Raw genomic sequence first — 24,695 nt, 5'->3', positions numbered from 1 at the left:
GTCGCTCGCCCACGCTACGAGCGACTGTTTCCACATGCAACACGGCCTGTGGATAACTCTGTGGAGAGCGTGCGGACAAAGCCGGAGTGTCTGTGCAGAACGGGTGTGGATAACCCCGTGGAGGACCGCGAAACCAAACTTTTTTATAAGCCGTGACCTGGCTTTTCCTGTTTCCCCAGCCTGTGGATGAGAATCAGTTTAAATCGAGCCTTGAAGGTTGCCTCTCCCGGGAGGGGGATGTGTAGAACCTGGGGAAAGTCAAGCCGAGATTTCTCCGGGCGCGTCACACCCCGACATCCCCGGAAACGCGCGGAGAACCCCCTAGACAGGAACCCCGCGCGCGAGTATCGTCACCCGCAATCGATGCATCTGCGTCGACGTACGTTGCCTTCTGAGGGGGAGGTGGACGTGGACGTTCGGGCCACCCGACACGGCGTTCCTGCCGTCGCCTTCTGGGGTGCCATCGGCGTTCTCGCCTGGGCGACGCTCACAGTCCTTCTCGCAGGCGGATCCGCGCACGCCGACGACCAGGAAGATGGGCCGCTCGACGGGCTCACGTCGCTCGTCAGCAACACGGTTACAGCCGTCACGGCCCCGGTGACCCCGATCGTCACGCAGGTCGTCGCACCCGTCGTCACCCAGGTGGTCGCGCCCGTGCAGCAGGCCGTCCCCGCCGTGGTCACCACCGTGACGCAGCCGATCGTGAACGCTCCGGTCGTCGGACCGGCGGTCACACCCGTCGTTCACGCCGTCACAGAGACCGCGACGGCGGTCGTCACACCCGTGACCGACGCGCTGACCGGCTCTCCGGTCTCGCAGATCACCGATCCGATTCTCGACGCCGTCGCCGGCATCCCGGTGGTCGGCGGACTCGTCTCCGACCTCGGGCTGATCTCCGCTGTGGATGACGTCGTCGGTGTGGTCGACGACACCACCGCCCTTCTCGGGAACGTGGCGAACGAGACAGTCCCGCCAGTGCTCGAAGCCCTCGACCCGACGACGTCGACGACACCCGAACCCGGTGAAGGTTCCGGGAGCGTCGCCGAGCCTGCGGTGAAGACGACCACCCTCATCATCACGACCGAGAACACCGCGGCGACGCCACCGGTATCACCGACGCCCGCGTCCTCGGCCGGAAGTCCGTCGCCGATCGCGCTCTCCACCACGATCGGTGCGACCCGAGCCGTCGACGACACCACTCCTGTGCCCACCGGCCCTCCCTCAGGGAGCCCGCCTGGTGCCACGGTTCCCGCGTCATCCTCTGCCGGTTCCGGCGGAGGCAACGGCGCTGCCCCCGCGCGTCTCAGCGACGTGACCTCTTCTCCGCTCCGTGCTGGTGAGCGGACATCCGGCGCCTCCGACGACGAGCTTCCCTCATCGCCGGTCGCCGACACCGACGTCTCTCCTGACTGACGGATCGTCACGTCGTTCCCCCGGGAATGACAGAAGCCGTGCTGCGCGCGCACTTTGATCGCGCGCACCCTTCAGACGAACCACCTAGTCAGGAGAACGATCATGCGCACTTTCATCAAGCGAGCCCTATGGGGCGCGCTCATCGCCGGGGGCATCACGCTCCTCGGCGCGACGGCCGCGAACGCGGCTGAGACGACCGGAGACGACGGACTGCTCTCCGGCACACAGGCGGAGACCGCGATCACCGCGCCACTCTCGATCGTGAACAACGCGATCTCGGTAGTGGGCGATGCCGTCGCTCCGGCACCGGCCCCTGCACCCGCTCCGGCACCGGCACCCGCTCCGGCTCCTGCTCCTGCTCCTGCTCCCGCCCCAGCTCCGGCGCCGGTCGCCACCACCAGTGGCGATTCAGGCACGGCATCCGGCACTCAGGCCGCAGTGACCGTGAACCTCCCCGTCACCGTGTCGAACAACGCCGTGAGCGTGCTCGACACGTCAACGACCAGCGCCCCGGCCGCGACTCCCCAGAGCCCGGCTCCCCAGGCCGGGACACCGGCCGGGGCGCCCCTCGTGACCACGAACGGCCTGGACGGAGTGCTCTCGGGCACCCAGGCGCTGCTCGCGGTCAACGCACCGATCACCGTCACGGGCAACGCCGTGTCGCTGCTCGGCGACACCGAGAGCACCGCTCCGGCAGGGCAGGGAGCCGCAGCACCGGCATCCTCCGCACCCGTCGGCGCAGCGACCTCCGGCGATGACGGAATCGGCAGCGGGACCCAGGTGATCGCTCCGATCACGGCACCCGTGACGGTGTCCGGCAACGCGATCTCGCTGCTCGGTGACACGAGCTCGACCCGATCCGGCACTGCCGGCGCTACCGGCTCTTCCACTCCCGCCACCGCGGCGGGCACTTCGGGCGACGACGCGATCCTCGGCGGCACGCAGGCCACTGCTCCCGTCACGGCACCGGTGACGGTGTCGGGGAACGCGATCTCGCTGCTCGGTGACAGCGCCACGACCGGCGCCGGCGGTACCACCTCCGCACCGGCCGCACCGGCCGGCAGCGGCAACACCACCACGGGAACCGACAGCGTCCTCGGCGGCACCCAGATCACTGCACCCGTCACAGCCCCCGTGGGCGTGACCGGAAACGCGATCTCGCTGCTCGATGACGCCACCGTCACCCGTACCGGCGGAACCGCCACCGCACCGGCCGCACCGGCTGGCAGCGGCAGCACCACCACGGGAGCCGGCGGCATCCTCGGCGGCACCCAGCTGGCGCTGCCGATCAGCCTTCCGATCACACTCGGCGGAAACGCCATCTCGGTGGTCGGCGAGGCGACGGTGACCGACCCCGGCCCGGGAACGAACCCGGGGACCGACCCCGGGACCGACCCCGGCACCGACCCGGGAACGAACCCCGGGACGAACCCCGGCACCAACCCGGGAACCGGCACCGACCCGAGCACGAACCCTGTCCGCACCACCGGAGCCGCCTTCGCCTCTGGCGCAGCGACCACCGGTCAGGCATCAGGGCTCGCGATGACCGGCGGCACATCGCCGGTCGGACTGATCGCACTCGCCGCCGCCCTGATCCTTCTCGGAGGTGCGGGACTCCTGCGACGTCGCCGGCTGACGGCGTAGCGATGACGCCGGCGGTGCGGTCGCCCTCGGGGAGGAGAGCCCGCACCGTCGGTGCGCCGACGCGTCCACCCCATACGTCGACGGACTCGTAGCCCCCAGCTCACACCGTCGTTCGACGCCGGCGCAGAAGAGGCGGATGCCCCGTGGAAATCCCACCCACGGGGCATCCGTCGCGCCCGCACCGCGGCGAGATCAGGGGATGTCGTCGACCTCGCCGTAGGGGATGATCGCGGCGCGGTAGCGCTCGACGAGTTCACGCCATCCGAATCCCTCGGTGTACTCGTGCTCGTAGACGGCTTCGGTGAAGTGCCAGAGCAGATACGGGTGCGCGCCGAGGCCGTACAACATGCCGTAGTCACGGTTCACGAACGCCTCGCGCTCCTCGGGCGTCAGCGTCCGGTCGTCGGTGACCGCATCCGGTCCCGCTCCCCCGGCCAGCCAGCCGTCGACGAACCCCTCGGTGTCGGCGACGTAGGCGTTCACGTTCGCGGTGCTCATCTCGACGGCGCGGATGAACTTGTTCATCATGTACCGGCTCATGACGCGGCCCTCCACAGGAAGAACGGACTGGAGGCGAAGCGCGAGGTTGTGGCCTCCGCCAGGTCGGCCGGGCGGCCCTGCATCGCGGCGAGCGCTGCAACGATGTTCACGTACTGGTAGGTGACGTTGCCGGCGGCCATGATCCGGTCGTACCGGCATCCGGCGATCGCCCCGTCGAGGTCGCCGTCGCGCATCCACTCCACCGCCTCGGCGTCGAACTCCGGGTCAGGGGAGCCGTTGAAGGTGCGCGGTCCACCGACGTCGGTGGCCATGTGGCCCGAGGTGAGCAGTCCCACCCTGGCATCGCTGTCCCAGGACTCCACCGCGGTGCGCAGATGCTGCCCGAGCGCGGCGAAGCGTGCGGCTGTGGGCAGCGGAGGCAGGATCGAGTTCGCGTGGATCGGCACGATCGGCAGGTCGAGCTCTGGGCGCACGTACTGCAGCGGCAGCACGAAGCTGTGGTCGAGGCGCCACTCGTGCGACACCGAGAAGTCGATCGTCTCGGGCAGCACCTCGCGGCCGGTGATCTGCGTCGCCAGCTCCGGGTTGCCGGTCAGCTCGGCGTACTCCATGCCGAAGGTGCGCACCTCGTTCTCGTAGGTGCCGTGGTACGACGCGGCCTTGCCGACGATGAACGCGGGCGAGTTGTCGGAGAAGAACTGCCGCACGTGGTCGGTGCCGAGCACGATGAGTGTGTCGACGCCCGCATCCGTGATCGCGTCGCGGATGCGACCGAAGTTCGCCTCGACCTGGATGAGATCGTCCGGCACCGGTTCGCGCATCGCCCGCCACAGCAGCGGGTTGTGCGGGGTCGCCGCGGCCATCACCAGTTCAGCCACGATCGTCTCCTTCCTTCGCGCTCACAGTCGGAACAGCTTGCGTGCGTTGTCGAGCAGGATCTTCCGGCGCGACTCCTCCTTGAGTCCGAGCTCGTCGAACTCGGCCATCCAGCGATCCGCGGTCATCACGGGCCAGTCCGACCCGAAGAGCACCCGGTCGGAGATCAGCGAGTCGGCATAGCGGACCACCTCGGGCGGCAGATACTTCGGCGCCCAGCCGGACAGGTCGAGGTACACGTTCGACTTGTGCCAGACCATCGCCAGGTTCTCGAGGTGCCACGGCCAGGCCGGGTGCGCGCTGATGATGTTCAGCTCGGGGAACTCGGCCGCCACGTCGTCGATGTAGGGCACGGGGCGGGCGTTCTCGAGACGGTAGCCACCACCGCCAGGGGTGCCCGCACCGGCGCCGGGGAATCCGGAGTGGAACATGACGACGAGTCCGAGTTCGGCGCAGGTCTCCCAGATCGGGAAGAAGCGCCGGTCGTTCGCGAGGAACTTCTGCCGCGACGGGTTGAGCTCGCCGACGCCCTTGATGCCGTACTCGGCGTGCATCCGACGGATCTCGGCGACCGCGGCCTCGCCCTTCCACGGGTCGATGCCGGCGAAGGCGAGGAACACGTCGGGGTGGTCCTGTTGCGCCTTGCCGAGCAGGTCGTTGGGCGCGCCCTTGATGCCGCTCGTGGTCTCCGAGTCGGAGTTCACGATGACGGCCATCATCTTGCGGTCGCGGTACTGGTCGGCCTGCTCGGCGAACGACACGACCGGCCGCTCGCGCCCGAAGTGCGCCGACATCTGGGAGTGCCGCTGGCCCATCGCCGCGATGAACTCCTCGGTCTGCGGGTGGGTGTGCACGTCGATCGCGACGAGGTCGTCGATACCGGTCATCAGGCTGCCCCTTCCTTCGCTCGTGCGGGTTCGGATGCTCCTGCTCCGGACTGCAGTCCGGTGATCGTTTCCGTGTCGGCACCGAGCGCGGGTGCGTACCGCAGCTCCGGGCGCCCGGAGCGCTGGAATCTGATGCTGGGCACGGGCACGCGCAGCGCGCCATCCGGCCCCTCGATCTCCTCCACCAGCCCCATGCTCGCGATCTGCGGATCGTCGAACAGGTCGCCCATCGTGTTCAGCGGGCCGTGCGGGATGTCGTGCGCGGCGAGTCGGTCGAGCCAGTACTGGCGGGGCCTGGTGGCGGCGATCTCCTTGAGCACGACGTCGAGCTCGTCGTAGTTGCGCACGCGCCCCTCGCGTGTCGAGAAGCGCGGGTCGTCGGCGAGGTCGGGCCGCTCGAGCACGTCGAGCAAGCCGGTCCAGAACTTCTCGGGCACGGACATGTGGATCACGAATGCCTTGTCGTCCGAGCCCCGGCAGGCATAGGCCTGAGCGCGACGCGGCCGCGAGTCGGGCGACGAGACCTGGCCTGTCTCCAGGAACGCGGACGCCGACTCGGTGAGGAAGTCGAGCAGTGCGCCGACCATCGTGACCTCGACATGCTCCCCCACCCCGCTCACGTCACGGGCGTGGAGTGCGGCGAGCACGGCCTGCACGGCCGACATCCCCGACAGCAGATCGGAGAACGCCGGTCCCAGCGGACGGATCGTGGATGCCGGAACGACCTGGCTGTACATGCCGCCGGTGGCCGAGATGACGGTGTCGTAGGCGGGTCGCTTCGCCGCGGGGCCGGTCGCACCGAAGCCGGTGATCGAGCACGTGATGACCCGCGGGTTGCGGGCGTGCAGGGCGTCGGGGCCGAACCCGAGCCGCTCGGCCACGCCGGGGCGGAAGTTGTCGAGCACGATGTCGGCGTCATCCACCAGGCCGAACAGGGCGGCGAGGCCCTCGGCGCTCTTGAGGTCGAGGACCACTCCGCGCTTGCCCCGGTTGTAGGCGGCGAACTGCGGGCTCATGGTCGCTCGCCCTTCCCACCGGCGCATCGGGTCACCTTCAGGCGACTCGACCTTGACGACGTCGGCGCCGAGGTCGGCGAGCAGCTTGGCGGCGAACGGGCCCGAGATGTACTGGCCGAGCTCGACCACGCGGATCCCGGCCAGCGCTCCGGCGCCCGGGGATGCAGTACTCGTCACTTGTGGTCTCCTCTTCGATACCGAGGGCGGTCAGCGCACATCGACGACGACCTTCCCGTCGCCCTTGCGGGGGAAATCGCGATACGCCGTGGCGATGTCGTCGAACGCATAGCGCCGGCCGACGAGTGAGGGCAGTGCCCCGGCGGCAGCCAGCGCGAGGGCCTCTGCCACGTCGTCGTAGCGCGCGCTGGCCACGCCGAACAGTCGCTTGCGACGCAGGTAGAAGTCGCGGGCATCGATGCGCAGATCGCTGTCGACGGATGCCGCGCAGAACACGGCCCGACCGCCCCAGCTGAGCGCCGAGATCCCGGCGCTCAGGGTCGGAGCATGGCCGGAGACATCGAGCACGACGTCGAACCCCTCTCCCCCGTCTAGCGCTGCCGCCAGGGACGCTGCACCCGATGCCTGAACGACCTGCTCGTCGCCGAGCGGGGAGAGAGTGCGGCGCGAAGCCGCGACCACCCGGGCGCCGCGAGCGAGCGCGATGGCGACTGCCGCACGCCCGAGCGTTCCGCCCGCGCCGGTGACGAGAACCCTGTCTCCAGCGGCGAGCGCGACCGTGCGCACGGCGTTGATCACGATGGAGGCGCTGTGCACCACGGCGGTCGCCTGCGCGGCGTCGAGGCCGTGACGGTCGATCGCATTGCGCGTCGGCACCGCGACGTACTCGGCCGCGCCGCCGTCGCGATGCACGCCCACGACGGTCTGCTTCGGGCAGTCGGCTTCGTCTCCGGCCTCGCAATGCACGCACTGCCCGCAGGCGATGTTGGGTTTGACGACGACGGTCTGCCCGATCCGCCCCCGGTCGACGCCCGCTCCGACCGCGACGATCTCGCCTGCGGGATCGATCCCGAGGATGCGGGGCAACTGCGCCTGTGAGCCTGGGCCGATGCCGGCGATCACGTTGAGGTCGAGCTGATTCACGCCGACGGTCTCGACACGCACGAGCACCTCGCCCGCGCCGGGTGTCGGCACGTCCGTCTCCGTGACGGTCAACCCGTCCACGTCATGACGGCTCAGCACGGCGGCACGCATCTTCACCTCTTCATCGCGGGAATCTGTTTGGGATACTGTATCCAATTTTCACCACGGCCGTCTACACCCTGTTCGAGCACGATATCCCGCAAACCATGGACACGGGATTCCAAATTGGATACCGTATCCCAAAATCCGCGTGAGGCGCCCCACTCCACGGAGGAGTCGCACGCACTTGCCCGAATGGAGAGTCATGCGCACGACACGAAACAGACTCGGCATCGCCGTGGTCGGGGGCGCAGCAGCACTGACGCTGCTCGCCGCCTGCGCCTCGCCGACACCGACACCGGAAGGCCCCGTCGACCTCGGCGACGGCGAACCCGGCGCGGCGGAGGACACCAGCATCACGGTGGCCATCCCCTTCCCCGACATCACGATGTACTCGATGTTCACGCTCGCGACCGACCTCGGCTACTACGAAGACGAGGGCCTCACCGTCGAGGTCATCACCGCCGACAACGTCACCGCAGCGGTCGCCAGCGGCAGCGCCGACATCGGCGTCGAGTCGACCGGCACCGTGATCGACGCCATCCGCGGCGGAGTCGAGATCGACCTCGTCTCCGGGCACTACTGCCGGCAGAACTTCGACTTCGCGGTGCAGTCCGACGTGAAGAGCGTCGACGACCTCGACGGCACCTCGATCGTGCTCGCCGGCACCCCCGGCGATCCCGCCGAGTTCCAGCGCGCCCAGGTGCTGAAGGAAGAGGGCTGGGACGTCTCGTCGATCAACGCCGAAGTCGTCTACCCCGGGCCCGGATCGGAGTCGTGGACGGAGTTCTTCGTCAACGACAAGATCACCCTGCAGCCGTTCTACGCCGACGACCGGGCCGCCCTCGAGGAGCACGGCGCGAACATCGTCGTGGAGTCGCTGCGCAACTGGGCCAACGACGTGCAGATCGCCGGCACCAAGTGGGCGCAGGAGAACCCGAACACCCTGGTCCGGTTCTTGCGCGCAACGCTGAAGGGCACCGACTTCATGACAGCGCCTGCGCCCGGCGAGTTCCCCGAGAACGCGGAGGAGGCGCTGGACATCTACGAGGCCAACGACTTCGACGTCGCGGAGCTGCGTGAGTCGGACAGCGTCTGGATCCTCGACGGACACCTCGCCTGCCCGAACCTGTACTTCGACGACGAAGCCTGGGACACCACCATCGAGACGCAGAAGCTCGAGCCGCTCGAGTTCGACTCCGACCAGCTCGTGTACCTCCGCAAGGCGCAGGAACTCCTGGGCCTCGACAACGAGGGGCCGGCCACGCTGACCTACCCGTGAGTCGCGGACTCATACGAAGAGGCCCCACCGTTGCGCATGGCGGTGGGGCCTCTTCGTGTGTTCGGGGTGTGGGATCTACCGCTGAGCGAAGAGCCCCACGACCCCGGCGGGATAGAGGGGCAGCGCCTCGGCGTCGTCATCGAAGCTGCGCCAGACGACGGGAACCACCGCCCCGTCGCTCTCCGTCAGCGTCGCGCCCGTCGCTGCGGGCTCCGGGTCGAGAGTTCCCGTGTACACGAAGACGATCTCGTGTCCGACGTCGCCGTCCAGGTGGAAGATGTTCTCCACCACCCCGAGGTAGCTCAGATCACGGATCGTCGCCGACAGCTCCTCGCGCACCTCGCGCCGGACCGCATCGAGGTGGGTCTCACCGAGCTCGACGCTGCCGCCGATGAGGCGGTGATACCCGCCCGGATTCTCTGCGGTCGCGGCGTTGACGCTGACCGCGTGGGCGGTCCTCTGCGCGTTCGGCGCGACGAGCATCGCCTTGACGCGGATATGGCTTCGATCGATCGGCGGGGCAGGCTCTACCATGATCGCCACGACGATCCCCTGAACACGACGGCCAGATCACGCACCGTTCGTCCAGTGGGTTCAGGTGCTGGAGGTGCGATCTGAGGACTCCTCATTCTTGCTCTTGCGCACCTCATAGACATAGCGAGAAATCCACCCCGCAGCTGCGAGAAACGCCACGACCACAGTGACGTACGAGTACCACTCCGGCCCCACACCCTTGACGAGCGAGAAGATGCCGACGCTCAAGAAAGCGGCCGCCCCCAGCAGATTCCACTTTCCGTAGCGCTCCATGGTGAGCGATGCTACTTCACACGAACCCGACAGTCGACTCGACGACGGCCCTTCGGCAACGCGTCCTAGTAATGGTCGCGAGCCTGCAGGATGATGATCTGCTCATCGCTCACGTAGTAGACGAGGCGATTGGTCTGGTCGATGCGGCGGGACCACGCTCCGGAGAGCACGTGCTTCAGCGGCTCCGGTTTCCCGATGCCCTCGAAGGGATCACGGAGAACATCGGCGATGAGCTGGTTGATCCGCCTCAGCGTCTTGCGATCCTGGCCCTGCCAGTACGTGTAGTCCTCCCACCCGTTGGGGTCGAAGGCCAATCTCCGAGTCACTCGTCGATCAGATCGTGCTGCTCGGTCTCACCGCGGCGCGCACGCTCGATCGCCGAGAGAAGTCGCTCTGCACCCAAAGGGTTTCGGAGCAGGTACGCCGTCTCCGTGAGGGCGTCGTAGTCGTCCTTCGACATGATGACGGCGTTCCCACGTCGGGAGACGACCTCGACGGGCGCATGGTCATCGTTCACCTGCTGGATAAGACCGAACAGGCGCTTGCGGGCCTCGGTAGCCGAGATCGCGGACATCCTCCACCTCCCTAGTGGTACAACAAAACGTACCACTCGATCGCGCGTGAACGCCCGCCGAACAGACCCGACCCCCGTCGCGCATGAGACGGAGGCCGGGAGTCGTGACGGCGGGTCAGCCGACGATCTTGCGCTCGTCATACCAGGGCGCGAGCCGGCGGCGGAGCACGGAGATGAGCAGCAGCGTGAGGTTCGCGATGATCACCATCACCACGACCATCGCGATGGCCTCGTCCATCCGGAACTGGTACGCGGCGAACTCGAGCAGGTGGCCGAGGCCGCCGGTGCCGCCGAGGAACTCGCCGAGCACCTCACCCGTGAAGCCGAGCGCCGCACCGCGCTGGATGCCGGAGAGGCTGTAGGGCAGCGTGGCGGGGAAGATCACCTTCCAACCGAGTCCGATCCCCTTGGCGCCGTAGACCCGGGCCGCGTTGACGAGCGAGGGGTTCACGGTGACCGCGCCCTCCATCGTGTTCAGCAGGATCGGGAACACCGCGAGCAGGATGACGAGCGCGATCTTCGACTCACTGCCGAGGCCGAGCCCGAGGATGAACAGCGGGGCGAGCGCGACCTTGGGCGTCGAGTACAGCACCCATAGGAACGGCGCGACCATGAAGCGCAGCACCGGTGACCACCCGACCGCGAGACCGACGACCACACCGACGACGATCGCGATCGTGAGGCCGATGAGCAGGTTGGTCACGCTGAACGCGAAAGCGCTCCAGAACTCCGGATCGACCATGAGCTGCCCGAACGCCACCGCCACCGCGGTCGGTGCGGGCAGGAACGCCTCGGGGATCCAGTGGAACCAGCTGACGGCCGCCTCCCACAGGAGCAGCACGGCGGCGATCACCCCGATCAGCAGCAGCGTCCACTTGCCCTCGCCCGAGCGCACCACACGCCGCGGCCGCACGATGCGGACGGTTCCGGTTGCCGAGACGACGCTCATCGCTTGCCCTTCCTCGTCCAGGGCGCGATCCCGCGTTCGATGGCCGTGACCACCTGGGTCATGCCCACGCTCCACAGCACGACGACCGCGATCGCGGCGAACGCCTGGTCGGTCTGATAGGTGTTCGACGCGCGGATGATGAGTGCTCCCATGCCGCTCGACGAACCCGCGAGCTCGGCCACGACCATGCCGATAGTGGCGAGCACGACCGCCTGGCGGAGCCCCGCGAACAGGAACGGCACCGTCGACGGCAGGTACACCGAGCGATAGAGCCGCATCCGACCGGCGCCGTAGACGCGGGCGGCGCGGATGATCGAGGGGTTCGTGGTGCGCATGCCGGCGGCGACGTTGAGCAGGATCGGGAAGATCGCACTGATCGTGACGAGGAAGATCACCGGACCGATGCCGAAGCCGAACCACGCCTTCGCGAGCGGCTGATAGGCGATCGACGGGGTGGCGTAGATGGTCCAGGCGATCGGGCCGATCACCCGGTCGACCGGAAGCGAGGCGCCCATGAGAAGCCCGACGGGGATGCCGACGACCACCGCGAGCACGAAGCCCGTCAGCCATGCCTGCACTGAGACCCCGGCATTGGCGGCGAGCGATCCGTTCGCCACGATCTCACCGAAACCCTGCGCGATGGCGAGGGGCGGTGGGAGGAAGACCGGGCTGATCCATCCGAAGACCCCGACGACCAGCTGCCAGAGCACGAGGAGGATGACCACCTCGATCGCGATGACGGCGGCCTTGCCCCGGGCGCTCAGGCCCGCGAGCCAGGCGGCGACACCACCTCGGCCGAGGTTCGGCCCGGTGGCGAGCAGCGCGGTCACTTCGACACCGCTGCCGCCGTGGCCTCACCCTCCAGCGCCTCCCAGAGGTGGTCGCGGAGTTCGAGGAAGCGGGGATCATGCTGCACCGAGCGCTCCGACCGCGGGCGCGGGATGCCGGTCGTGATGATCTCCTTGATGGCGCCGGGGTGGCTCTTGAAGACGACGATGCGGTCGCCCAGGAGGATGGCCTCCTCGATCGAGTGCGTGATGAAGAGGACGGTCTTGCCCGTCGCCTCGATGAGCTTCTCGATCTCGTCGCGCATCACCTCGCGGGTGAGGGCGTCGACGGCGCCGAGCGGCTCGTCCATCAGCAGGATGCGCGGCTCGGCGACGAACGCACGGGCGAGCCCGACGCGCTGCTGCATGCCGCCGGAGAGCTCGCGGGGATACGACGACTCGAATCCCTTGAGCCCCACCATGTCGATGGCCTCCTGCACCTTCGCGCGCCAGTCGGCGGTGCGCAGCCCCTTCTGCATCTCGAGCCCGAACTTCACGTTGTCGAACACGGTGCGCCAGGGCAGCAGCGCATAGTCCTGGAAGACCACGGCCCGGTCGGGCCCAGGGCCGTTGACCTGCTTCCCATCGACGAGGACCGAGCCGGTGCTCGGCGCGACGAGGCCGGCGATGACGTTCATGAACGTCGTCTTTCCGCACCCCGACGGGCCGAGCACCGTGATGAACTCGCCTTCGAACACGTCGAGGTCGACGTTCTCGATGGCTATCAGCTTCTTTCCCGTCCGCGCGACGTCGTAGCTCACCGAGAGTCCGGTGACCGAGATCAGCGGATCCGCCGAGTCCCGTGCGGTGTCGTTCACGTCAGTCATCGTCGACCTCTCGTCTCATCGCCGCGCGTCGGTGCGCGGCTTATCGCAGCTTCGGAAGCACCTCGGTGCCGAGGAGTTCGATCTGCTCGAAGAACCGATCGAACTTGAAGCGGAAGTCGAACACCAGGTGCTCGGTGCCGACCTCCTCGAACCGCCGGATCTGCTCGACGGCCTGATCGGGGTCGCCCACGATCAACTGACCCTCGAGGTCTTCGACGGTTTCGAAGCTGCCGGACGGCGGCTTCACCGCGAACTTCGCCTTGTTCGCCCAGGCGAGAAGGCCGGGGATGTTCACGTGCTTCAGAGCCTCTTCGCGGGTGTCCTCGATCGAGGTCGGCGGGATCACGGCGATGGTCGGCATCGGCCGGCCGTTCTCATCCGTCATCTCGCGCATGGTCTTGATGCGCTTCTCCATCGTGAGCAGGCCCGTGCGTCCCGGCATCCATCCGTCGGCGAACTCCGCCGCGAGACGGGCCGAGCGCGGGGTCGCACCGCAGTACCAGAACGGGATGCGTCCGCCCACGGGCTTCGGCTCGATCGTGACGTTCTCGAACTTGAAGATGCCGTCGTCGTAGGTGACGTCGTTCTCGGTGAACACACGACGCAGGATCTCGGCGTTCGAGCGCACCATCTCCACCCGGTCGAGGTCGCCCCAGCCGATCGCATCGAACTCGTGGTCGAAGGTTCCGGCGCCGAACCCGAGGATCAGGCGCGGGCCGAGCAGCTGCGTCATCGTGCCGGCCATGAGGGCCGTGACGAGCGGATGGCGGAACGGGATGAGCGATCCGGTGCCGAGCTCGATCTTGTCGGTGACGGCACCGATGGCGGTGAGGGTCGTCAGCGCGTCGTAGAACGTGCGGTTCGGCTTCTCCATCTCGCCGTGCGGTTCGAACACCAGGTGATCGCGCACCCAGACGGAGTCGAATCCGAAGCTCTCGGCGAGCTTCGATCCCTCCAGCAGCTTCTCCTTGCTCGCCTCCTCGCCGAAGTGCGGCAGCAGCAGTCCGAATTTCATGTCAGTTCCTCTCTAGCGGCGAATGCCGCCCTGTCTTCCGCCGATGCGGCGAGCTTTCCGAATGTGCGATCGCCTGTGACCTCGTCGCCGACGTAGACGTCGACACCGCGCACGAGGGTGCGCTGGATGCGGGCGCTGATGGTGCGCCCGTCGTACGGGGTCCAACCGATCTTCGACAGCACGCCGTCGTTCGTGATGGTCCACTCCTCGGCCAGGTCGGCGATGACGATGTCGGCATCCGCCCCGATCGTGAGCGATCCCTTCACACCTTCGAGGCCGAACTTGGCGGCGGGGATGTGGGCGACCATGTCGATCGCGCGCTGCAGGTCGAGCTCGCCTTTGTTCACGGCGTCGAGCATGAGCTCGTAGTAGTACTGGATGCCGGGGGTGCCGGTGTGCGAGCTCCACATCTGCGTCCAGCCGACCTCCTTCTCCTCGCGCGTGTGCGGGGCGTGGTCGCTGGCGGCGATGTCGATCGTGCCGTCGCGCATGCCCTCCCAGACGGCCGCGCGGTTGTCGTCGGGAACCCAGTAGCTGAGCGCGTACGGGCCGAGCGTCTCGACGTCGTTCCAAGTCGACAGGAACGGCGCCCAGTGGTTGACCTCGCAGGTCACGTCGATGCCGTTCTGCTTGGCGCGACGCACGGCCTCGATCGAGCGCCGGGTCTGGATGTGCGCGATGTGCACGGGGCAGCCGGATGCCTCGGCGAGACGCAGCACGACGTCGATGGCCGTGTCCCAGATCACACCCTCGCGGGCGGCGTAGGCGGAGGCGTAGCCCTGCGGGGTGTTCTCTCCGCGGGCGAGGTAGGCGCCCTCGATGTAGTCCATGAGCGCCTGGTCGTGCGGGTGCACGATGAAGCGCTTGCCGGTCTGGGCGATGTGATCCATGATCTCGAGCAGGTGCCCGTGGTTGTGGATGCCGGTGCCGGAGGGGTGCGGGTAGTCGCGGCCCGTGTCGACGACCATGTAGATCTTGTACGCCCGGATGCCCATCTCGCTCATGCCGGCGATCTCGTCGAACTTGGTCGGCGCGGGGTTGTGGTTCCAGTCGACGATCGACGATTCCTCGTACCGGTGGAACACGTCGGTCAGGGTGGCGACATCGGTGGTCGGCGGCTTGAGGTTCGGCATCCCGAACATCGTGGTGACACCGCCGGCCGCAGCCTGCAGGCTCGTCGTGTAGATGTCGTCCTTGTGCTCGTAGCCGGGCTCGCGGGTGTGCACGTGCACGTCGACCATGCCGGGGAGCACGAGCTTGCCGGTGGCGTCGACCGTGCGCTCGGCGGCGATCTCGGTTCCTGCGGCCACGATGCCGGCGATCTTGCCGTCGGCGACGAGCAGGTCGGCGACGACCGGTCCTGCGGGGGTGACGACGGTGCCGCCGGTGATCTTCAGTTCCACGCTCACCGCGTGACCTCCTCTGTCTGGATGGACTCGCCGATCGCGGGCGACGGCGAAGACCGGTGGATGAGATGCGCCGGGCGCACGTACTGGTCGAACCAGCCGACGATCACCGGGGTGGTCTGCTCCCAGTACGCGTCGTACGCGGCGTAGTGGGTCGTGTGTCGCTGCATGATCAACTGCTTCGGGCCGCGGGCGGCCTCGTACAGCGCCTCGGCATGGTCGGTCGGCGTGGTCGCATCGCCCTCGACGCCGATCACGAGCAGCGGCGTGGTCAGGCGGGCCGCTGCCTCGACGGGCCGGTAGGCGATGATCCCCTCGGCGCACGCGAGCGGCACGGCGGTCGGGATGCGGTCGTCGACGTCGGCCTTGATCTTGGTGGCGCGCCGCTCGGCCGTGGGGATCATGATCTCCTCGCGGGGGTGCACGATCCGCCCCTCCCCTGTGGCGACGCGCTGGCGGCGGTCCTCCTCGAGAGACTTCTGGAAGTCGAGCCATTCGTACTCGCTGCGCATGCGGTGCAGCCAATCCTCACCGTCGGCGACGGGCACCTGGCTGACGGCGGCCTTGATGCGCGGGTCGGCGTCGGCGAGGAGCACGGCGTTGCCGCCTCCGGTGCCGCCGGTGCCGAAGACCCCGATCGCATCGGTGATCACGTCTTCGCGGGTGGTGAGGTAGGTCACGGCATTCACCAGGTCCTGCAGCTGCCAGGCCGGGGAGAGGTAGCCGCGGTCGCCCTCGGAGTCGCCGAAGCCGCGGTAGTCGATCACGAGTACCGCGAAGCCGGCCTCGACGAGGGCCTCGTGGTAGCGGACGTAGAGCTTGGCGTCCTTGAGCCCGAGCCAACCGGGACCCTGCACGATCGCGCGATACGGGCCCTCATGATCGGGCGTGCGCCACACGGCGGAGATGCGCTGACCCTCGCTGAAGTACGAGACGGGTGTGGTCTGCATGGGTTCCTCTCGGCTGAACGCGGCGTCGCGATCGGCGATCTGCGCCGCTGCGGTGGGGCGTTTCCCATCTTCGCCCATTTTGGATCCAGAATCCAGTATTGATTGGATCCAGTATCCGCGCTAGCATGACCGCATCACGTCGGCCCGATTGGTCGACGTCGGTGGTCCCGACCTGGACTGCGAACGTGCTCTCTCTTGCGCCCTTCCCCTTCCTCGTCTTCCGGAGAACCATGCCTGCCACCACCCGCGCCCTCGGCGCCGTCCCCGCCCTCGCGCTCCTCCTCGCCGCCGGATTGAGCGGATGCGCCGGTTCGCCGGCAGCTCCCGCTGCTGCCGCCGATCCGAAACCCGTCGTGCTCGACAACTGCGGGGCCGAGGTCTCACTCGATTCCCCGCCGCAGCGCATCCTCACCGTGAAGTCGTCGACACTCGAACTCGCGCTGGCGCTCGGCGCGGGCGACCGGATCATCGGCTCGGCGTTCTCCGACGGTCCGCTGCCGGAAGATCTCGCGGCAGACGCCGAAGAAATCCCGGTCGTCTCCGACAAGGTGCCGTCGAAGGAGGCAGTGCTCGAACTCGAGCCCGACCTGGTGTTCGCCGGCTGGGAATCGAACTTCTCGGTCGACGGTGCCGGCGAGCGCGCCGACCTGGAGCAGCTCGGCATCACCACCTATGTCGCGCCCGCCGCGTGCAAGGCTCCCGGGTACATGCCCGACCCGCTCACGTTCGACACGGTCTTCGACGGGTTCGCCGAGGCGGGCCAGCTGCTCGGCGAGGAGGACGCTGCCGCGGCACTCATCGCGGAGCAGCGGAAAGAGCTCGACGGGATCACTGCCGACGACCGCGGCCTCACGGCGGTCTGGTACTCGTCCGGCACGGATCAGCCCTTCGTTGGCGCGGGCATCGGAGCGCCGCAGATGATCATGTCGGCGGCTGGGCTCGACAACGTCTTCGCCGACGTGCACGACACCTGGACATCGAGCTCGTGGGAGCTGATCGCCGAGGCCGACCCCGACGTGATCGTGCTGGTGGATGCCGCATGGAACACCGCCGACTCCAAGATCGCACTGCTCACAGCGAACCCGGTCACCGCGCAGCTCGACGCCGTGAAGAACCAGCGGTTCGTGATCGTCGACTTCCCGGCGACCGAGGCCGGCATCCGCAACGTGAACGCCGTGGAGTCGATCGTGGCGCAGCTCGGAGAGCAGTGAGCGTCGCGGTTCCGCTGCGGACGGCGCTCCCGGCCGCCTCGGCATCCGTTCCCCGCCCGCGACGGCGGCGCACCGCTTCGGCGATCGCGGTGCTGCTGCTCGTGCTGGCGGGCACGATGGTCGCGGCGGTCGCGATCGGTCCGGCCGACATCACCCCGGCCGAGCTCGTGGCGAGCGTGTGGTCGCACCTGACCGGGGCCGCCAGCGGGCTCACTCCCATCCGCGACGCGATCATCTGGGAGGGGCGCGTGCCCCGCGTGCTCACGGCCGCGGCGGTCGGAGGCGGCCTGGCCCTGTGCGGGGCCGTGATGCAGGCTCTCACCCGCAACCCGCTCGCCGACCCGTACCTGCTCGGACTCTCCTCCGGCGCCTCGACCGGCGCCGTGATCGTCATCGTGCTGGGGGCCGCGGTGGCACTGCCGTTCGCGGCCTTCGCGGGTGCGCTGCTCGCTCTGGCCCTCACGCTGGGCCTCGCCCGCGCGGCCGGTTCTGCAGGATCGACCGCGGTGGTGCTCGCCGGTCTCGCCGTCTCAGCCGTGCTCGCCGCGTTGACCAGCCTCGTGATCTTCTGGAGCGCGACGAACGACAGTTACCGCGAGATCCTCAGCTGGCTGCTCGGCTCGCTCGGCGGTGCGGACTGGGCGGATGCGGCACTGGCCGGGGTCGCCGTGGTCGTCTGCGCCATCCCGCTGCTGGCTTCGGCCCGACCGCTCGACAGCCTCGTGCTCGGTGACACCGCGGCCGAGGCGCTGGGAATCCCGGTGACCCGGCTGCGGGTGCTGCTCTTCATGTGCACAGCTCTGCTGACCGGAGCGCTCGTCGCCGTGAGCGGGTCGATCGGCTTCGTCGGGCTGATCCTCCCGCACGCGGTTCGTGCGGTCGTCGGCGCCTTGCATCGCGCTCTGCTGCCGGTCTCGTTCCTCGCCGGCGCCGTGTTCCTCATCTGGGCCGACACCATCGCCCGCACCGTCTTCGAGCCGCGCGAGCTTCCGGTCGGGATCGTGACAGCGCTGATCGGCGGACCGGTGTTCGCGGTGCTGATGCTGCGCATGCGGAAGAGCCGCGCATGACCGGGGTGCACGGAAGCGGCCTCGATGCCCGACGCATCCGCTTCGGCCACGGCGACCGTCTCATCATCGACGGCATGCATCTCACCGCTCCCGGTGGCGCGGTGACGGCACTCCTCGGACCCAACGGCTCGGGCAAGAGCACGCTGCTGCGGTTGATCGCCGGGACTCTGCGCGGCGAGGCCGACGCGCTCGAGCTGGACGGCGGGTCACTCACGGCGATGCGGCGGCGAGAGCGTGCACAGCGGGTGGCCCTGGTCGAGCAGGAGTGGTCGGCGGCCGAGGGCATGACCGGACGCGACATCGTCGGCCTCGGGCTGCTGCCGCATCGGGGGTGGTTGTCGTTCGAGGGCGAGGAGGCGGATGCCATCGCCACGGACACGGCATTGACGCGTGCGGGTGCATTCGAGTTCGCGGAGCGCGACGCCGCGACCCTGTCAGGCGGCGAGCGCCAGCGCGTGAACCTCGCGAGGGCCCTGGCTCAACGCCCGACGCTGCTGCTGTGCGACGAGCCGACGAACCACCTCGACATCCGCGCCCAGCTCGACGCGCTCGTGTTGCTCCGCTCCCTCGCTCGCGACGGGATGACCGTGATCGCCGCGCTGCACGACCTGAACCACGCGGCGGCCTTCGCCGATCGGGTCGTCGTTGTCGCTGACGGCCATGTGCAGGCGGCCGGTTCGCCGCAGGACGTGCTGACGCGCGAGCTCATCGCGCGTGTCTGGAGCGTCGACGCCGAGGTGCTGTCCCGGCCGGGCAGCGATCGCCCGCTGATCGTGTTCGATGCGGAGCACGCTCTCGCGCGCTGAACTCGGCCGAACTCCACCGGGTGGGCTCAGCCCAAGGCGGCCTCCGCGGACGCGAAGTGCGGAACTTCGACGAACAAGCCCAGACGGTGTGCAAGTGCCCGCGCTTCGGCCTCCCGCTCTTCCTGCTGATCCTGCTGAAGGCTGACCGTCGATACCCCCGCACTCATGGCCGCGCCCATTCCGACTCCCGCTCCCGCGAGAACACACGCCTCCGCCGGTTTCCGAAGCTGGTCGAAAGTCATGGGCAGAGCCGCGCACGAGGTGTGCCCGCACAGCAGATGCGCGAGTTCATGGAGCACCACGTGCAGGCGATACCAACGCGGATCAGAGCGCCGCACGGGGATTCTCGCGCGATCACCGTCCCAGAGCACGAACCTGGGCACGGTCGCCCATTCGTCCTCGTCCAAGACGTCGACCTCGATATCCAGGCCCATCAGTGCGGAAACCCGCTCCGTGATGCACTGCACACTCGCGCCGCATTCGACCTCCAGCTCTTCGAAGAGCCGATCAACCCCACTTCGACCACCCATTTGTCCCTCACCCCTCGCATAGCCCGACCCCCTTTCGGTCGGACAACCCTCACAGTGGAGAGACGGCGGTCAGGGCTCAGTCATTACGCCGAAAACCTGGGAACTTTCGGCCAGTCTTTCGAGACTTCCGACTATCACCTTTGGTCTCAGCCGATCGGGGCGATGTCGAGAGCCGCGGCAGCAAGATCGGCGGCGCTGTCGAGGTCGCGCATCCAGAGCCGACGCACCGGCGCGCGCAGTCCGGTCGCCTCGAGGCCTTCGGCGAGCGATGCGTCTTCCTCGGCGATGAGCCAGGCATCGAGCAACCCGCCCTTCTCGCGTGCGCCGTAGTGGCGTCCGACCGCATCGGCAGTGGCGGGGAGGCCGACGGCGGCGAGGCAGGCATCGGCCATGCCGCGCACGGGAGCGCCGGCGATGATCGGCGAGACCCCGACGACGCTCCCTGGTGCGGCGCGGACGGCGTCGGCGATGCCGGGGACCGCGAGGATCGGACCGAGCGAGACCACCGGATTCGACGGTGCGAACAGAATGACGTCTGCTGCGGTCAGCGCTTCGCGCACCCCCGGTGCCGGCACGGAGTGCGCGATGCCCGGCCAGTCGAAGCCCTGCGCCGGAAGGGCTGCGCGATGCCTGGTCCACCACTCCTGGAAGTGCATCCGGCCCTGCGCGGTGGTCACGTGCGTGTCGACTTCTGCATCCGTCATGGGCAGCAGCCGGACCCCGAGCGGCCATCGGGATGCGAGGCGGTCGACGACCTCGGTCACGGAGGCGCCGTCGTGGAGCCAGCCCGTGCGGGCGATGTGGGTGCCGAGGTCGAGGTCTCCCAGAGTGAACCACGGCCACCCGGCTCCCCACGCGTGCAGCTCGGCGGCGACGCGCTCGCTCTCGCCCGCTCTCCCCCATCCGCGATCGATGTCGTTGACGCCGGCCAGCGCGTAGATCATCGAGTCGACGTCGGGTTGCAGCCGCAGGCCGCTGAGCCACAGATCGTCCCCGGTGTTGGCGATCACCGTGATGTCGGCGCGTGTCCCACCCGCCGCATCCGGCCATCGTCGGCGTGCGGCCTCGCGCACCCCGACCACGAACTTCGACCCGCCGACGCCACCGGCCAGCACGACGATGCGCGGGGAACCGGCAGCGACGTCTAAGACACCGGTCATGAGGCGAGTACCAGCGGACGGTCGACGAGCGCCGCGGTGCGCGGGCCCAGACCTGCACGGCGTGCGGCATGGAGATGCTCGGCGTGATCGAGGTCGCGCCGGAGGCCACTCAGCACCGGGAACCCGACCTCGGCGAACCCGGCTGCGCGATGCGCGGAGGCCGAGTCAGGCCCGAAGCACGGCGTGAGGTCGAAGCCCGACCGAGCAGTCGCGAGCACGGTGCCGGTCCCTTCCGCATCCGGAACGAACGCCCGCGGATGCGACGAGGCGAAGGCGAGCGCCCTGGCCAGCTCGTCAGGGCGCAGCGCCGGGAGGTCGCCGAGCATCACGGCACGCGGGCGCATGTCGGGTGCCGCATTCACTCCGAGCCCGATCGCCGCGGTCAGTCCGTCGCCGCGGTCGCGCACCAGGCGCACCCTCGGCAGCAGACGCAGAGCAGTCGCGGTGACCTCGTCGCTCGTGACGACGATGACTTCGGCGACGCGCTCGCACGTCGCGGCAGCCTCGACCGTGTCGAGCGCGATCGCCCGCGCGAGGGGTTCGCGCTCGACACCGGGGATCCGCAGCCGCGACTTGCCGATCTCGGCGCGCTTGACCGGGATCACCACGATCCACTCGCGTGCGGGCGCGCCTGGCAGCGGCACCCCGATTCCCGGACCCCGGATCATGTCCGTCTCCTCAGCCGCGCAGGGCGGCGGCAGTGTCGCGCAGGGCGGCGGTGTCGCGCAGCCGGGGTGCGATGTCGCGCTCGAATAGCTGCAGGAACCGACGCTGGTCGTGGCCCGGCGCATGGAAGACGAGGTGGTTGAAGCCCCAGTCGATGTACTGCTGGATCTCGGCGGCCACGGCATCCGGGTCGTTCCCGACGATCCAGCGCTTCGCGATGGTCTCCAGCGGCAGCGCATCGGCGGCCTTCTCCATCTCGACAGGATCGGTGATGTCGTGCTTCTGCTCCTTCGAGAGCGACAGCGGTGACCAGAAGCGGGTGTTCTCCAGCGCCGCCTCACGGGTCTCCTCGTACGACAGCTTGATCTCGATCATCCGGTCGTAGTTGTCGAAGGAACGCTCGGACTGCTCGAGCCCCTCCTTCACTGCGGGCAGCAGCTGGTCGACGTAGAGCTCCTGGCCCTTGCCCGAGGTGCAGATGAAGCCGTCGCCCGCACGGCCGGCGTAGCGTGCGACCATCGGACCGCCCGCGGCGATGTAGATCGGGATGCCACCCTCTGGGCGGTCGTAGATCGAGGCGTCGTGCGTCGAGTAGTACTCGCCGTCGAAGTTCACCCGATCGCCTGACCACAGTGCCCGCATCAGGCGCACCGACTCCCGCAGCCGCGCGTAGCGCTCCTTGAACTCGGGCCACTCCTGCTCGCCCGCGCCGCGGAATCCGGTCGCGATCTCGTTCAGCGCCTCACCCGAGCCGACCCCGAGGATGATGCGGTCCTGATACATGCAGCCCAGGCTCGCGAACGCCTGCGCGAGCACGGCAGGGTTGTAGCGGAAGGTCGGGGTCAACACCGAGGTGCCGATGCGGATGCTCGTCGTGCGCTCGCCGACCGCGGCCATCCAGGTCAGCGAGAACGGGGCGTGGCCGCCCGTGTGCCGCCACGGCTGGAAGTGGTCGCTGGCGAAGACGGACTGCATGCCGTGCGCCTCGGCCGCGACCGAGATCTCGACGAGCTCCCGCGGGTCGAACTGCTCAGCGCTGGCCTTGTATCCGAGCGTCAGTGTCATGTCGCATCCTTCTTGTCGGGTTCTTGCTGTTCGTGTTCTTGCTGTTCGTGTGGGTGCTGTTCGTTTGGGTGAAGTCCTGCCAGGGCCGCGGCGTAGCCGTCGCGGTACCCCTGGTCGAGTGCTTCGGCTGTGCCCAGCCAGAACAGGTCGCGCTCCGAGGCGCGCACGATGCTCGAGGCACCGGGGAGGGTGAGCGGTCCGACGAGGTCGGCGCGTCCGCGCACCACAGCGACGGGGTTGCCTCTCGCCTTGCCCTTGACGAGGTCTGCTGCCGCGGCGAGCTCGTCGGCGACGCACGGGGTCGTGACGCTGAGCACCTTGCCCGCCTGGTCGGTCGTGCCGCGGAGGTCGGCGATCATCCGCACACCCCCACCGCCGATCGCGACGTCGGTCTGTCCTTCTCGCCAGGGACGCCCGAGGGTGTCGCTGAGGATCACGCCCACCTCGGCCCCCGTGGCCGCACGCAGCCCTGCGGCGAGCGCACGCGCCGAAAGATCGGGGTCTTCGGGAAGCAGCAGCACCCAGCCGTCGGGGGTGTTGCTGGCGTCGACCCCGGCGGCCGCGGCGACCATACCCAGGCGGTTCTCGACGATGCGCATGGTGTGCCCGTCGAAGGTGCGCGAGGCGACGAGGCGCACGGTCTCGGCGGTGATCGCCTCCTCACGGTCGGCGGCCTGCACGTAGCGCCCCTCCGCCTTGGAGACGATCTTCGAGGTGACGACGAGGATGTCGCCGTGGGCGAGCTCGACGCCGGTCGCGAGGATCAGGGCCACGAGGTCGTCGCCGGGCTGCACTTCGCCCATGCCGGTGAGGGCGAAGACGGTGATCGCGGGGGCGCTCACGCGTGCACCTTCCGGAGCACGTCGCGGCCGAAGACCTCGAGGAACTCCCGCTGGTCGGGCCCGACGTTGTGCAGGTAGATGCGGGTGAAGCCGAGGTCGGCATAGCGCTGGATCTGTGCGCGGTGCACGTCGGGGTCGGCGGAGATGAGCATCGACGCCCGCATGTCGTCGGCCGTCACTCCGCGCACGAGCTGCTCGAAGTCGTAGGGCGAGCGCACGTCGCCGCGGCGCATCCGGAGTCCGGCGATCGGCCATTCGGACAGTGCGTTCGCGAGGGCCTGCTCCTCGGTCGGCGCCCACGAGAGGCGCAGCTGGAGCACCTTCGGAAGGACATCTGGGTCGTGACCTGACTCGCGTGCTCCTTCGGCGAATCGGGCGAGCAGGGGCGCGAGGCGCTCCAGCTCGGCGGAAGTCGTGATCAGGCCGTCGGCGTTCCGGCCGGCGCGGCGTGCGGTGGCGGGACCGGCTGTCGCGACATAGACCGGCGGGGCTACGGGCGGCATCGTCCAGAGCCGGGTCGACTCCATCCGGAAGTGCTCGCCGCGGTGGCGGGTGTCGCGACCGGCGAGCGAGGCGGTGAAGAGCTTGCGGATCAGATCGACGGCCTCGAACATGCGGTCGATGCGCTCCGCGGGTTCGGGCCAGTAGTCGCCGACGATGTGCTCGTTCAGCGCCTCCCCCGATCCGACGCCGAGCCAGGTGCGCTCCGGATAGAGCGTCGCGAGCGTCGCCGCGGCCTGCGCGACCACGGCGGGGTGCGTGCGGTAACCCGGCGTCGTGACTCCGGGACCGAGGTCGCCGGTGGTGTGCGCACCGATCGCGCCGAGCATGGTCCACACATGGGCGGCCGCGCGGTGGCGGGGAAGCCAAGGCTGGAAGTGATCGGTGGCCATGATCCCGCGGAACCCGTGCGCCTCGGCGAGGACGCAGTTCGCGATCACGGCGGTCGGCTCGACCTGCTCGAGCATCGCGGCGTACCCGATGTGCATGTCGCCTCCTCCCCCTGCTTCTGTCCGCTGTTCTCCTGTTGCTGCTGTTCCCATTGAATGGATACTGGATCCAAAAGTCAAGAGCCGCTCTTCTCCTGGGTCCCCAACGCTCGTCGAGTGCACGGGATCTCGTCGAGTGCACGGCTTCACTACGTCGACAAGCCGTCCACTCGGCGCGAAGC

Annotated in this window: 27 protein-coding genes; 6 read left to right on the top strand and 21 right to left on the bottom strand. The window is 68.7% G+C overall.

What is annotated here, in order from left to right; all coding sequences use genetic code 11:
- Positions 1–408 precede the first annotated feature (408 nt).
- Positions 409–1,413 (top strand): hypothetical protein, encoded by a 1,005-nt coding sequence (locus tag ACIQTX_RS02145; protein ID WP_402968271.1) that lies wholly within the window; start codon positions 409–411, stop codon positions 1,411–1,413.
- Positions 1,414–1,515: 102 nt separating this feature from the next.
- Entirely contained in the window at positions 1,516–3,057 is a 1,542-nt protein-coding gene (locus ACIQTX_RS02140; RefSeq protein ID WP_402968268.1) for a hypothetical protein, read from the top strand.
- A 192-nt stretch (positions 3,058–3,249) separates the two neighbouring features.
- On the opposite strand, the gene ACIQTX_RS02135 is transcribed toward ACIQTX_RS02140, so the two are convergent.
- From ACIQTX_RS02135 to ACIQTX_RS02115, 5 genes are read right to left on the bottom strand one after another with little or no spacing between them, the layout of a single operon-like run.
- The gene (locus tag ACIQTX_RS02135) at positions 3,250–3,597 is read right to left on the bottom strand and encodes a hypothetical protein (protein WP_402968265.1); all 348 of its coding nucleotides are present in this window, start codon (positions 3,595–3,597) and stop codon (positions 3,250–3,252) included.
- The gene (locus tag ACIQTX_RS02130) at positions 3,594–4,436 is read right to left on the bottom strand and encodes a hypothetical protein (RefSeq protein ID WP_402968262.1); all 843 of its coding nucleotides are present in this window, start codon (positions 4,434–4,436) and stop codon (positions 3,594–3,596) included. The genes ACIQTX_RS02135 and ACIQTX_RS02130 overlap by 4 nt, the downstream gene beginning before the upstream one ends.
- 21 nt (positions 4,437–4,457) lie before the next feature.
- Entirely contained in the window at positions 4,458–5,321 is an 864-nt protein-coding gene (locus tag ACIQTX_RS02125; protein WP_036273531.1) for an amidohydrolase family protein, read from the bottom strand.
- Positions 5,321–6,514, bottom strand: a complete 1,194-nt coding sequence (locus ACIQTX_RS02120) for a CaiB/BaiF CoA transferase family protein (RefSeq protein ID WP_402968259.1) — start codon at positions 6,512–6,514, stop codon at positions 5,321–5,323. The genes ACIQTX_RS02125 and ACIQTX_RS02120 overlap by 1 nt, the downstream gene beginning before the upstream one ends.
- A gap of 30 nt (positions 6,515–6,544) precedes the next feature.
- Positions 6,545–7,549, bottom strand: a complete 1,005-nt coding sequence (locus ACIQTX_RS02115; protein ID WP_402968256.1) for an alcohol dehydrogenase catalytic domain-containing protein — start codon at positions 7,547–7,549, stop codon at positions 6,545–6,547.
- A 193-nt stretch (positions 7,550–7,742) separates the two neighbouring features.
- Between ACIQTX_RS02115 and ACIQTX_RS02110 the strand changes: the two genes are divergently transcribed.
- On the top strand, positions 7,743–8,819 hold the full coding sequence (locus ACIQTX_RS02110; RefSeq protein WP_105528294.1) for an ABC transporter substrate-binding protein: 1,077 nt from the start codon (positions 7,743–7,745) through the stop codon (positions 8,817–8,819).
- Positions 8,820–8,894: 75 nt separating this feature from the next.
- Here the strand turns inward: ACIQTX_RS02110 and ACIQTX_RS02105 are convergent, their stop codons facing one another.
- From ACIQTX_RS02105 to ACIQTX_RS02060, 10 genes are all read right to left on the bottom strand, one after another.
- Positions 8,895–9,353, bottom strand: coding sequence for an NUDIX hydrolase (locus ACIQTX_RS02105; protein ID WP_402972929.1), 459 nt, complete (start codon positions 9,351–9,353; stop codon positions 8,895–8,897).
- A 60-nt stretch (positions 9,354–9,413) separates the two neighbouring features.
- Positions 9,414–9,626, bottom strand: a complete 213-nt coding sequence (locus ACIQTX_RS02100) for a hypothetical protein (RefSeq protein WP_402968253.1) — start codon at positions 9,624–9,626, stop codon at positions 9,414–9,416.
- A 65-nt stretch (positions 9,627–9,691) separates the two neighbouring features.
- Positions 9,692–9,952 carry a Txe/YoeB family addiction module toxin gene (locus ACIQTX_RS02095; protein WP_402968250.1) on the bottom strand — a complete coding sequence of 87 codons (261 nt, stop codon included), beginning with the start codon at positions 9,950–9,952 and terminating at the stop codon, positions 9,692–9,694.
- Positions 9,949–10,200: a type II toxin-antitoxin system Phd/YefM family antitoxin gene (locus tag ACIQTX_RS02090; protein WP_402968247.1), complete on the bottom strand. Its 252-nt coding sequence runs from the start codon at positions 10,198–10,200 to the stop codon at positions 9,949–9,951. The genes ACIQTX_RS02095 and ACIQTX_RS02090 overlap by 4 nt, the downstream gene beginning before the upstream one ends.
- A gap of 115 nt (positions 10,201–10,315) precedes the next feature.
- On the bottom strand, positions 10,316–11,149 hold the full coding sequence (locus ACIQTX_RS02085; RefSeq protein ID WP_402968244.1) for an ABC transporter permease: 834 nt from the start codon (positions 11,147–11,149) through the stop codon (positions 10,316–10,318).
- Complete coding sequence (locus ACIQTX_RS02080; RefSeq protein WP_402968241.1) at positions 11,146–11,979, bottom strand: ABC transporter permease; 834 nt, start codon at positions 11,977–11,979, stop codon at positions 11,146–11,148. Before ACIQTX_RS02080 ends, ACIQTX_RS02085 begins: the two co-directional genes overlap by 4 nt.
- Positions 11,976–12,803 carry an ABC transporter ATP-binding protein gene (locus ACIQTX_RS02075; protein WP_387179981.1) on the bottom strand — a complete coding sequence of 276 codons (828 nt, stop codon included), beginning with the start codon at positions 12,801–12,803 and terminating at the stop codon, positions 11,976–11,978. The genes ACIQTX_RS02080 and ACIQTX_RS02075 overlap by 4 nt, the downstream gene beginning before the upstream one ends.
- A 40-nt stretch (positions 12,804–12,843) precedes the next feature.
- On the bottom strand, positions 12,844–13,818 hold the full coding sequence (locus tag ACIQTX_RS02070; RefSeq protein ID WP_105528300.1) for an LLM class flavin-dependent oxidoreductase: 975 nt from the start codon (positions 13,816–13,818) through the stop codon (positions 12,844–12,846).
- A complete protein-coding gene (locus ACIQTX_RS02065) occupies positions 13,815–15,227 on the bottom strand; it encodes a dihydroorotase family protein (protein ID WP_402968235.1) in 1,413 nt (470 codons plus the stop codon). The genes ACIQTX_RS02070 and ACIQTX_RS02065 overlap by 4 nt, the downstream gene beginning before the upstream one ends.
- Positions 15,224–16,174 carry an alpha/beta hydrolase gene (locus ACIQTX_RS02060; RefSeq protein ID WP_402968232.1) on the bottom strand — a complete coding sequence of 317 codons (951 nt, stop codon included), beginning with the start codon at positions 16,172–16,174 and terminating at the stop codon, positions 15,224–15,226. Before ACIQTX_RS02060 ends, ACIQTX_RS02065 begins: the two co-directional genes overlap by 4 nt.
- Before the next feature lie 230 nt (positions 16,175–16,404).
- On the opposite strand from ACIQTX_RS02060, the gene ACIQTX_RS02055 reads away from it, so the two are divergent.
- From ACIQTX_RS02055 to ACIQTX_RS02045, 3 genes are read left to right on the top strand one after another with little or no spacing between them, the layout of a single operon-like run.
- Positions 16,405–17,385: a putative F420-0 ABC transporter substrate-binding protein gene (locus ACIQTX_RS02055; protein ID WP_402968229.1), complete on the top strand. Its 981-nt coding sequence runs from the start codon at positions 16,405–16,407 to the stop codon at positions 17,383–17,385.
- Entirely contained in the window at positions 17,382–18,455 is a 1,074-nt protein-coding gene (locus ACIQTX_RS02050) for a putative F420-0 ABC transporter permease subunit (protein ID WP_402968226.1), read from the top strand. Before ACIQTX_RS02055 ends, ACIQTX_RS02050 begins: the two co-directional genes overlap by 4 nt.
- Positions 18,452–19,261: an ABC transporter ATP-binding protein gene (locus tag ACIQTX_RS02045; protein ID WP_402968223.1), complete on the top strand. Its 810-nt coding sequence runs from the start codon at positions 18,452–18,454 to the stop codon at positions 19,259–19,261. Before ACIQTX_RS02050 ends, ACIQTX_RS02045 begins: the two co-directional genes overlap by 4 nt.
- Before the next feature lie 26 nt (positions 19,262–19,287).
- Here the strand turns inward: ACIQTX_RS02045 and ACIQTX_RS02040 are convergent, their stop codons facing one another.
- From ACIQTX_RS02040 to ACIQTX_RS02015, 6 genes are all read right to left on the bottom strand, one after another.
- Positions 19,288–19,668 carry a hypothetical protein gene (locus ACIQTX_RS02040; protein ID WP_402968220.1) on the bottom strand — a complete coding sequence of 127 codons (381 nt, stop codon included), beginning with the start codon at positions 19,666–19,668 and terminating at the stop codon, positions 19,288–19,290.
- Between the two features lie 269 nt (positions 19,669–19,937).
- Positions 19,938–20,951 (bottom strand): 2-phospho-L-lactate transferase, encoded by a 1,014-nt coding sequence (gene cofD, locus ACIQTX_RS02035; RefSeq protein WP_402968217.1) that lies wholly within the window; start codon positions 20,949–20,951, stop codon positions 19,938–19,940.
- Positions 20,948–21,619, bottom strand: a complete 672-nt coding sequence (gene cofC, locus ACIQTX_RS02030) for a 2-phospho-L-lactate guanylyltransferase (protein ID WP_402968214.1) — start codon at positions 21,617–21,619, stop codon at positions 20,948–20,950. Before cofC ends, cofD begins: the two co-directional genes overlap by 4 nt.
- A gap of 10 nt (positions 21,620–21,629) precedes the next feature.
- Entirely contained in the window at positions 21,630–22,682 is a 1,053-nt protein-coding gene (gene fgd / locus ACIQTX_RS02025; RefSeq protein WP_402968211.1) for a glucose-6-phosphate dehydrogenase (coenzyme-F420), read from the bottom strand.
- Positions 22,679–23,524, bottom strand: a complete 846-nt coding sequence (gene cofE, locus ACIQTX_RS02020; RefSeq protein WP_402968208.1) for a coenzyme F420-0:L-glutamate ligase — start codon at positions 23,522–23,524, stop codon at positions 22,679–22,681. Before cofE ends, fgd begins: the two co-directional genes overlap by 4 nt.
- Positions 23,521–24,513, bottom strand: coding sequence for a TIGR03557 family F420-dependent LLM class oxidoreductase (locus ACIQTX_RS02015; RefSeq protein ID WP_402968205.1), 993 nt, complete (start codon positions 24,511–24,513; stop codon positions 23,521–23,523). The genes cofE and ACIQTX_RS02015 overlap by 4 nt, the downstream gene beginning before the upstream one ends.
- Between the last annotated feature and the right edge of the window lie 182 nt (positions 24,514–24,695).

This window comes from Microbacterium sp. NPDC090281 (assembly GCF_044769635.1).
GTDB lineage: Bacteria > Actinomycetota > Actinomycetes > Actinomycetales > Microbacteriaceae > Microbacterium.
The sequence above is the reverse complement of the archived record's forward strand: the minus strand, read 5'-3'. Positions and strand labels throughout refer to the sequence as shown.

What these genes read in the sequence shown, in the direction of transcription:
- ACIQTX_RS02090 (WP_402968247.1), bottom strand. Translation starts at nt 10,200, where the DNA reads ATGTCCGCGATCTCGGCTACCGAGGCCCGCAAGCGCCTGTTCGGTCTT.
- ACIQTX_RS02105 (WP_402972929.1), bottom strand. Translation starts at nt 9,353, where the DNA reads ATGGTAGAGCCTGCCCCGCCGATCGATCGAAGCCATATCCGCGTCAAG.
- ACIQTX_RS02100 (WP_402968253.1), bottom strand. Translation starts at nt 9,626, where the DNA reads ATGGAGCGCTACGGAAAGTGGAATCTGCTGGGGGCGGCCGCTTTCTTG.
- ACIQTX_RS02045 (WP_402968223.1), top strand. Translation starts at nt 18,452, where the DNA reads ATGACCGGGGTGCACGGAAGCGGCCTCGATGCCCGACGCATCCGCTTC.
- ACIQTX_RS02110 (WP_105528294.1), top strand. Translation starts at nt 7,743, where the DNA reads ATGCGCACGACACGAAACAGACTCGGCATCGCCGTGGTCGGGGGCGCA.
- ACIQTX_RS02135 (WP_402968265.1), bottom strand. Translation starts at nt 3,597, where the DNA reads ATGAGCCGGTACATGATGAACAAGTTCATCCGCGCCGTCGAGATGAGC.
- cofD (WP_402968217.1), bottom strand. Translation starts at nt 20,951, where the DNA reads ATGACCGGTGTCTTAGACGTCGCTGCCGGTTCCCCGCGCATCGTCGTG.
- fgd (WP_402968211.1), bottom strand. Translation starts at nt 22,682, where the DNA reads ATGACACTGACGCTCGGATACAAGGCCAGCGCTGAGCAGTTCGACCCG.
- ACIQTX_RS02015 (WP_402968205.1), bottom strand. Translation starts at nt 24,513, where the DNA reads ATGCACATCGGGTACGCCGCGATGCTCGAGCAGGTCGAGCCGACCGCC.
- ACIQTX_RS02060 (WP_402968232.1), bottom strand. Translation starts at nt 16,174, where the DNA reads ATGCAGACCACACCCGTCTCGTACTTCAGCGAGGGTCAGCGCATCTCC.
- ACIQTX_RS02070 (WP_105528300.1), bottom strand. Translation starts at nt 13,818, where the DNA reads ATGAAATTCGGACTGCTGCTGCCGCACTTCGGCGAGGAGGCGAGCAAG.
- ACIQTX_RS02125 (WP_036273531.1), bottom strand. Translation starts at nt 5,321, where the DNA reads ATGACCGGTATCGACGACCTCGTCGCGATCGACGTGCACACCCACCCG.
- ACIQTX_RS02115 (WP_402968256.1), bottom strand. Translation starts at nt 7,549, where the DNA reads ATGCGTGCCGCCGTGCTGAGCCGTCATGACGTGGACGGGTTGACCGTC.
- cofC (WP_402968214.1), bottom strand. Translation starts at nt 21,619, where the DNA reads ATGATCCGGGGTCCGGGAATCGGGGTGCCGCTGCCAGGCGCGCCCGCA.
- ACIQTX_RS02055 (WP_402968229.1), top strand. Translation starts at nt 16,405, where the DNA reads ATGCCTGCCACCACCCGCGCCCTCGGCGCCGTCCCCGCCCTCGCGCTC.
- ACIQTX_RS02140 (WP_402968268.1), top strand. Translation starts at nt 1,516, where the DNA reads ATGCGCACTTTCATCAAGCGAGCCCTATGGGGCGCGCTCATCGCCGGG.
- ACIQTX_RS02085 (WP_402968244.1), bottom strand. Translation starts at nt 11,149, where the DNA reads ATGAGCGTCGTCTCGGCAACCGGAACCGTCCGCATCGTGCGGCCGCGG.
- ACIQTX_RS02075 (WP_387179981.1), bottom strand. Translation starts at nt 12,803, where the DNA reads ATGACTGACGTGAACGACACCGCACGGGACTCGGCGGATCCGCTGATC.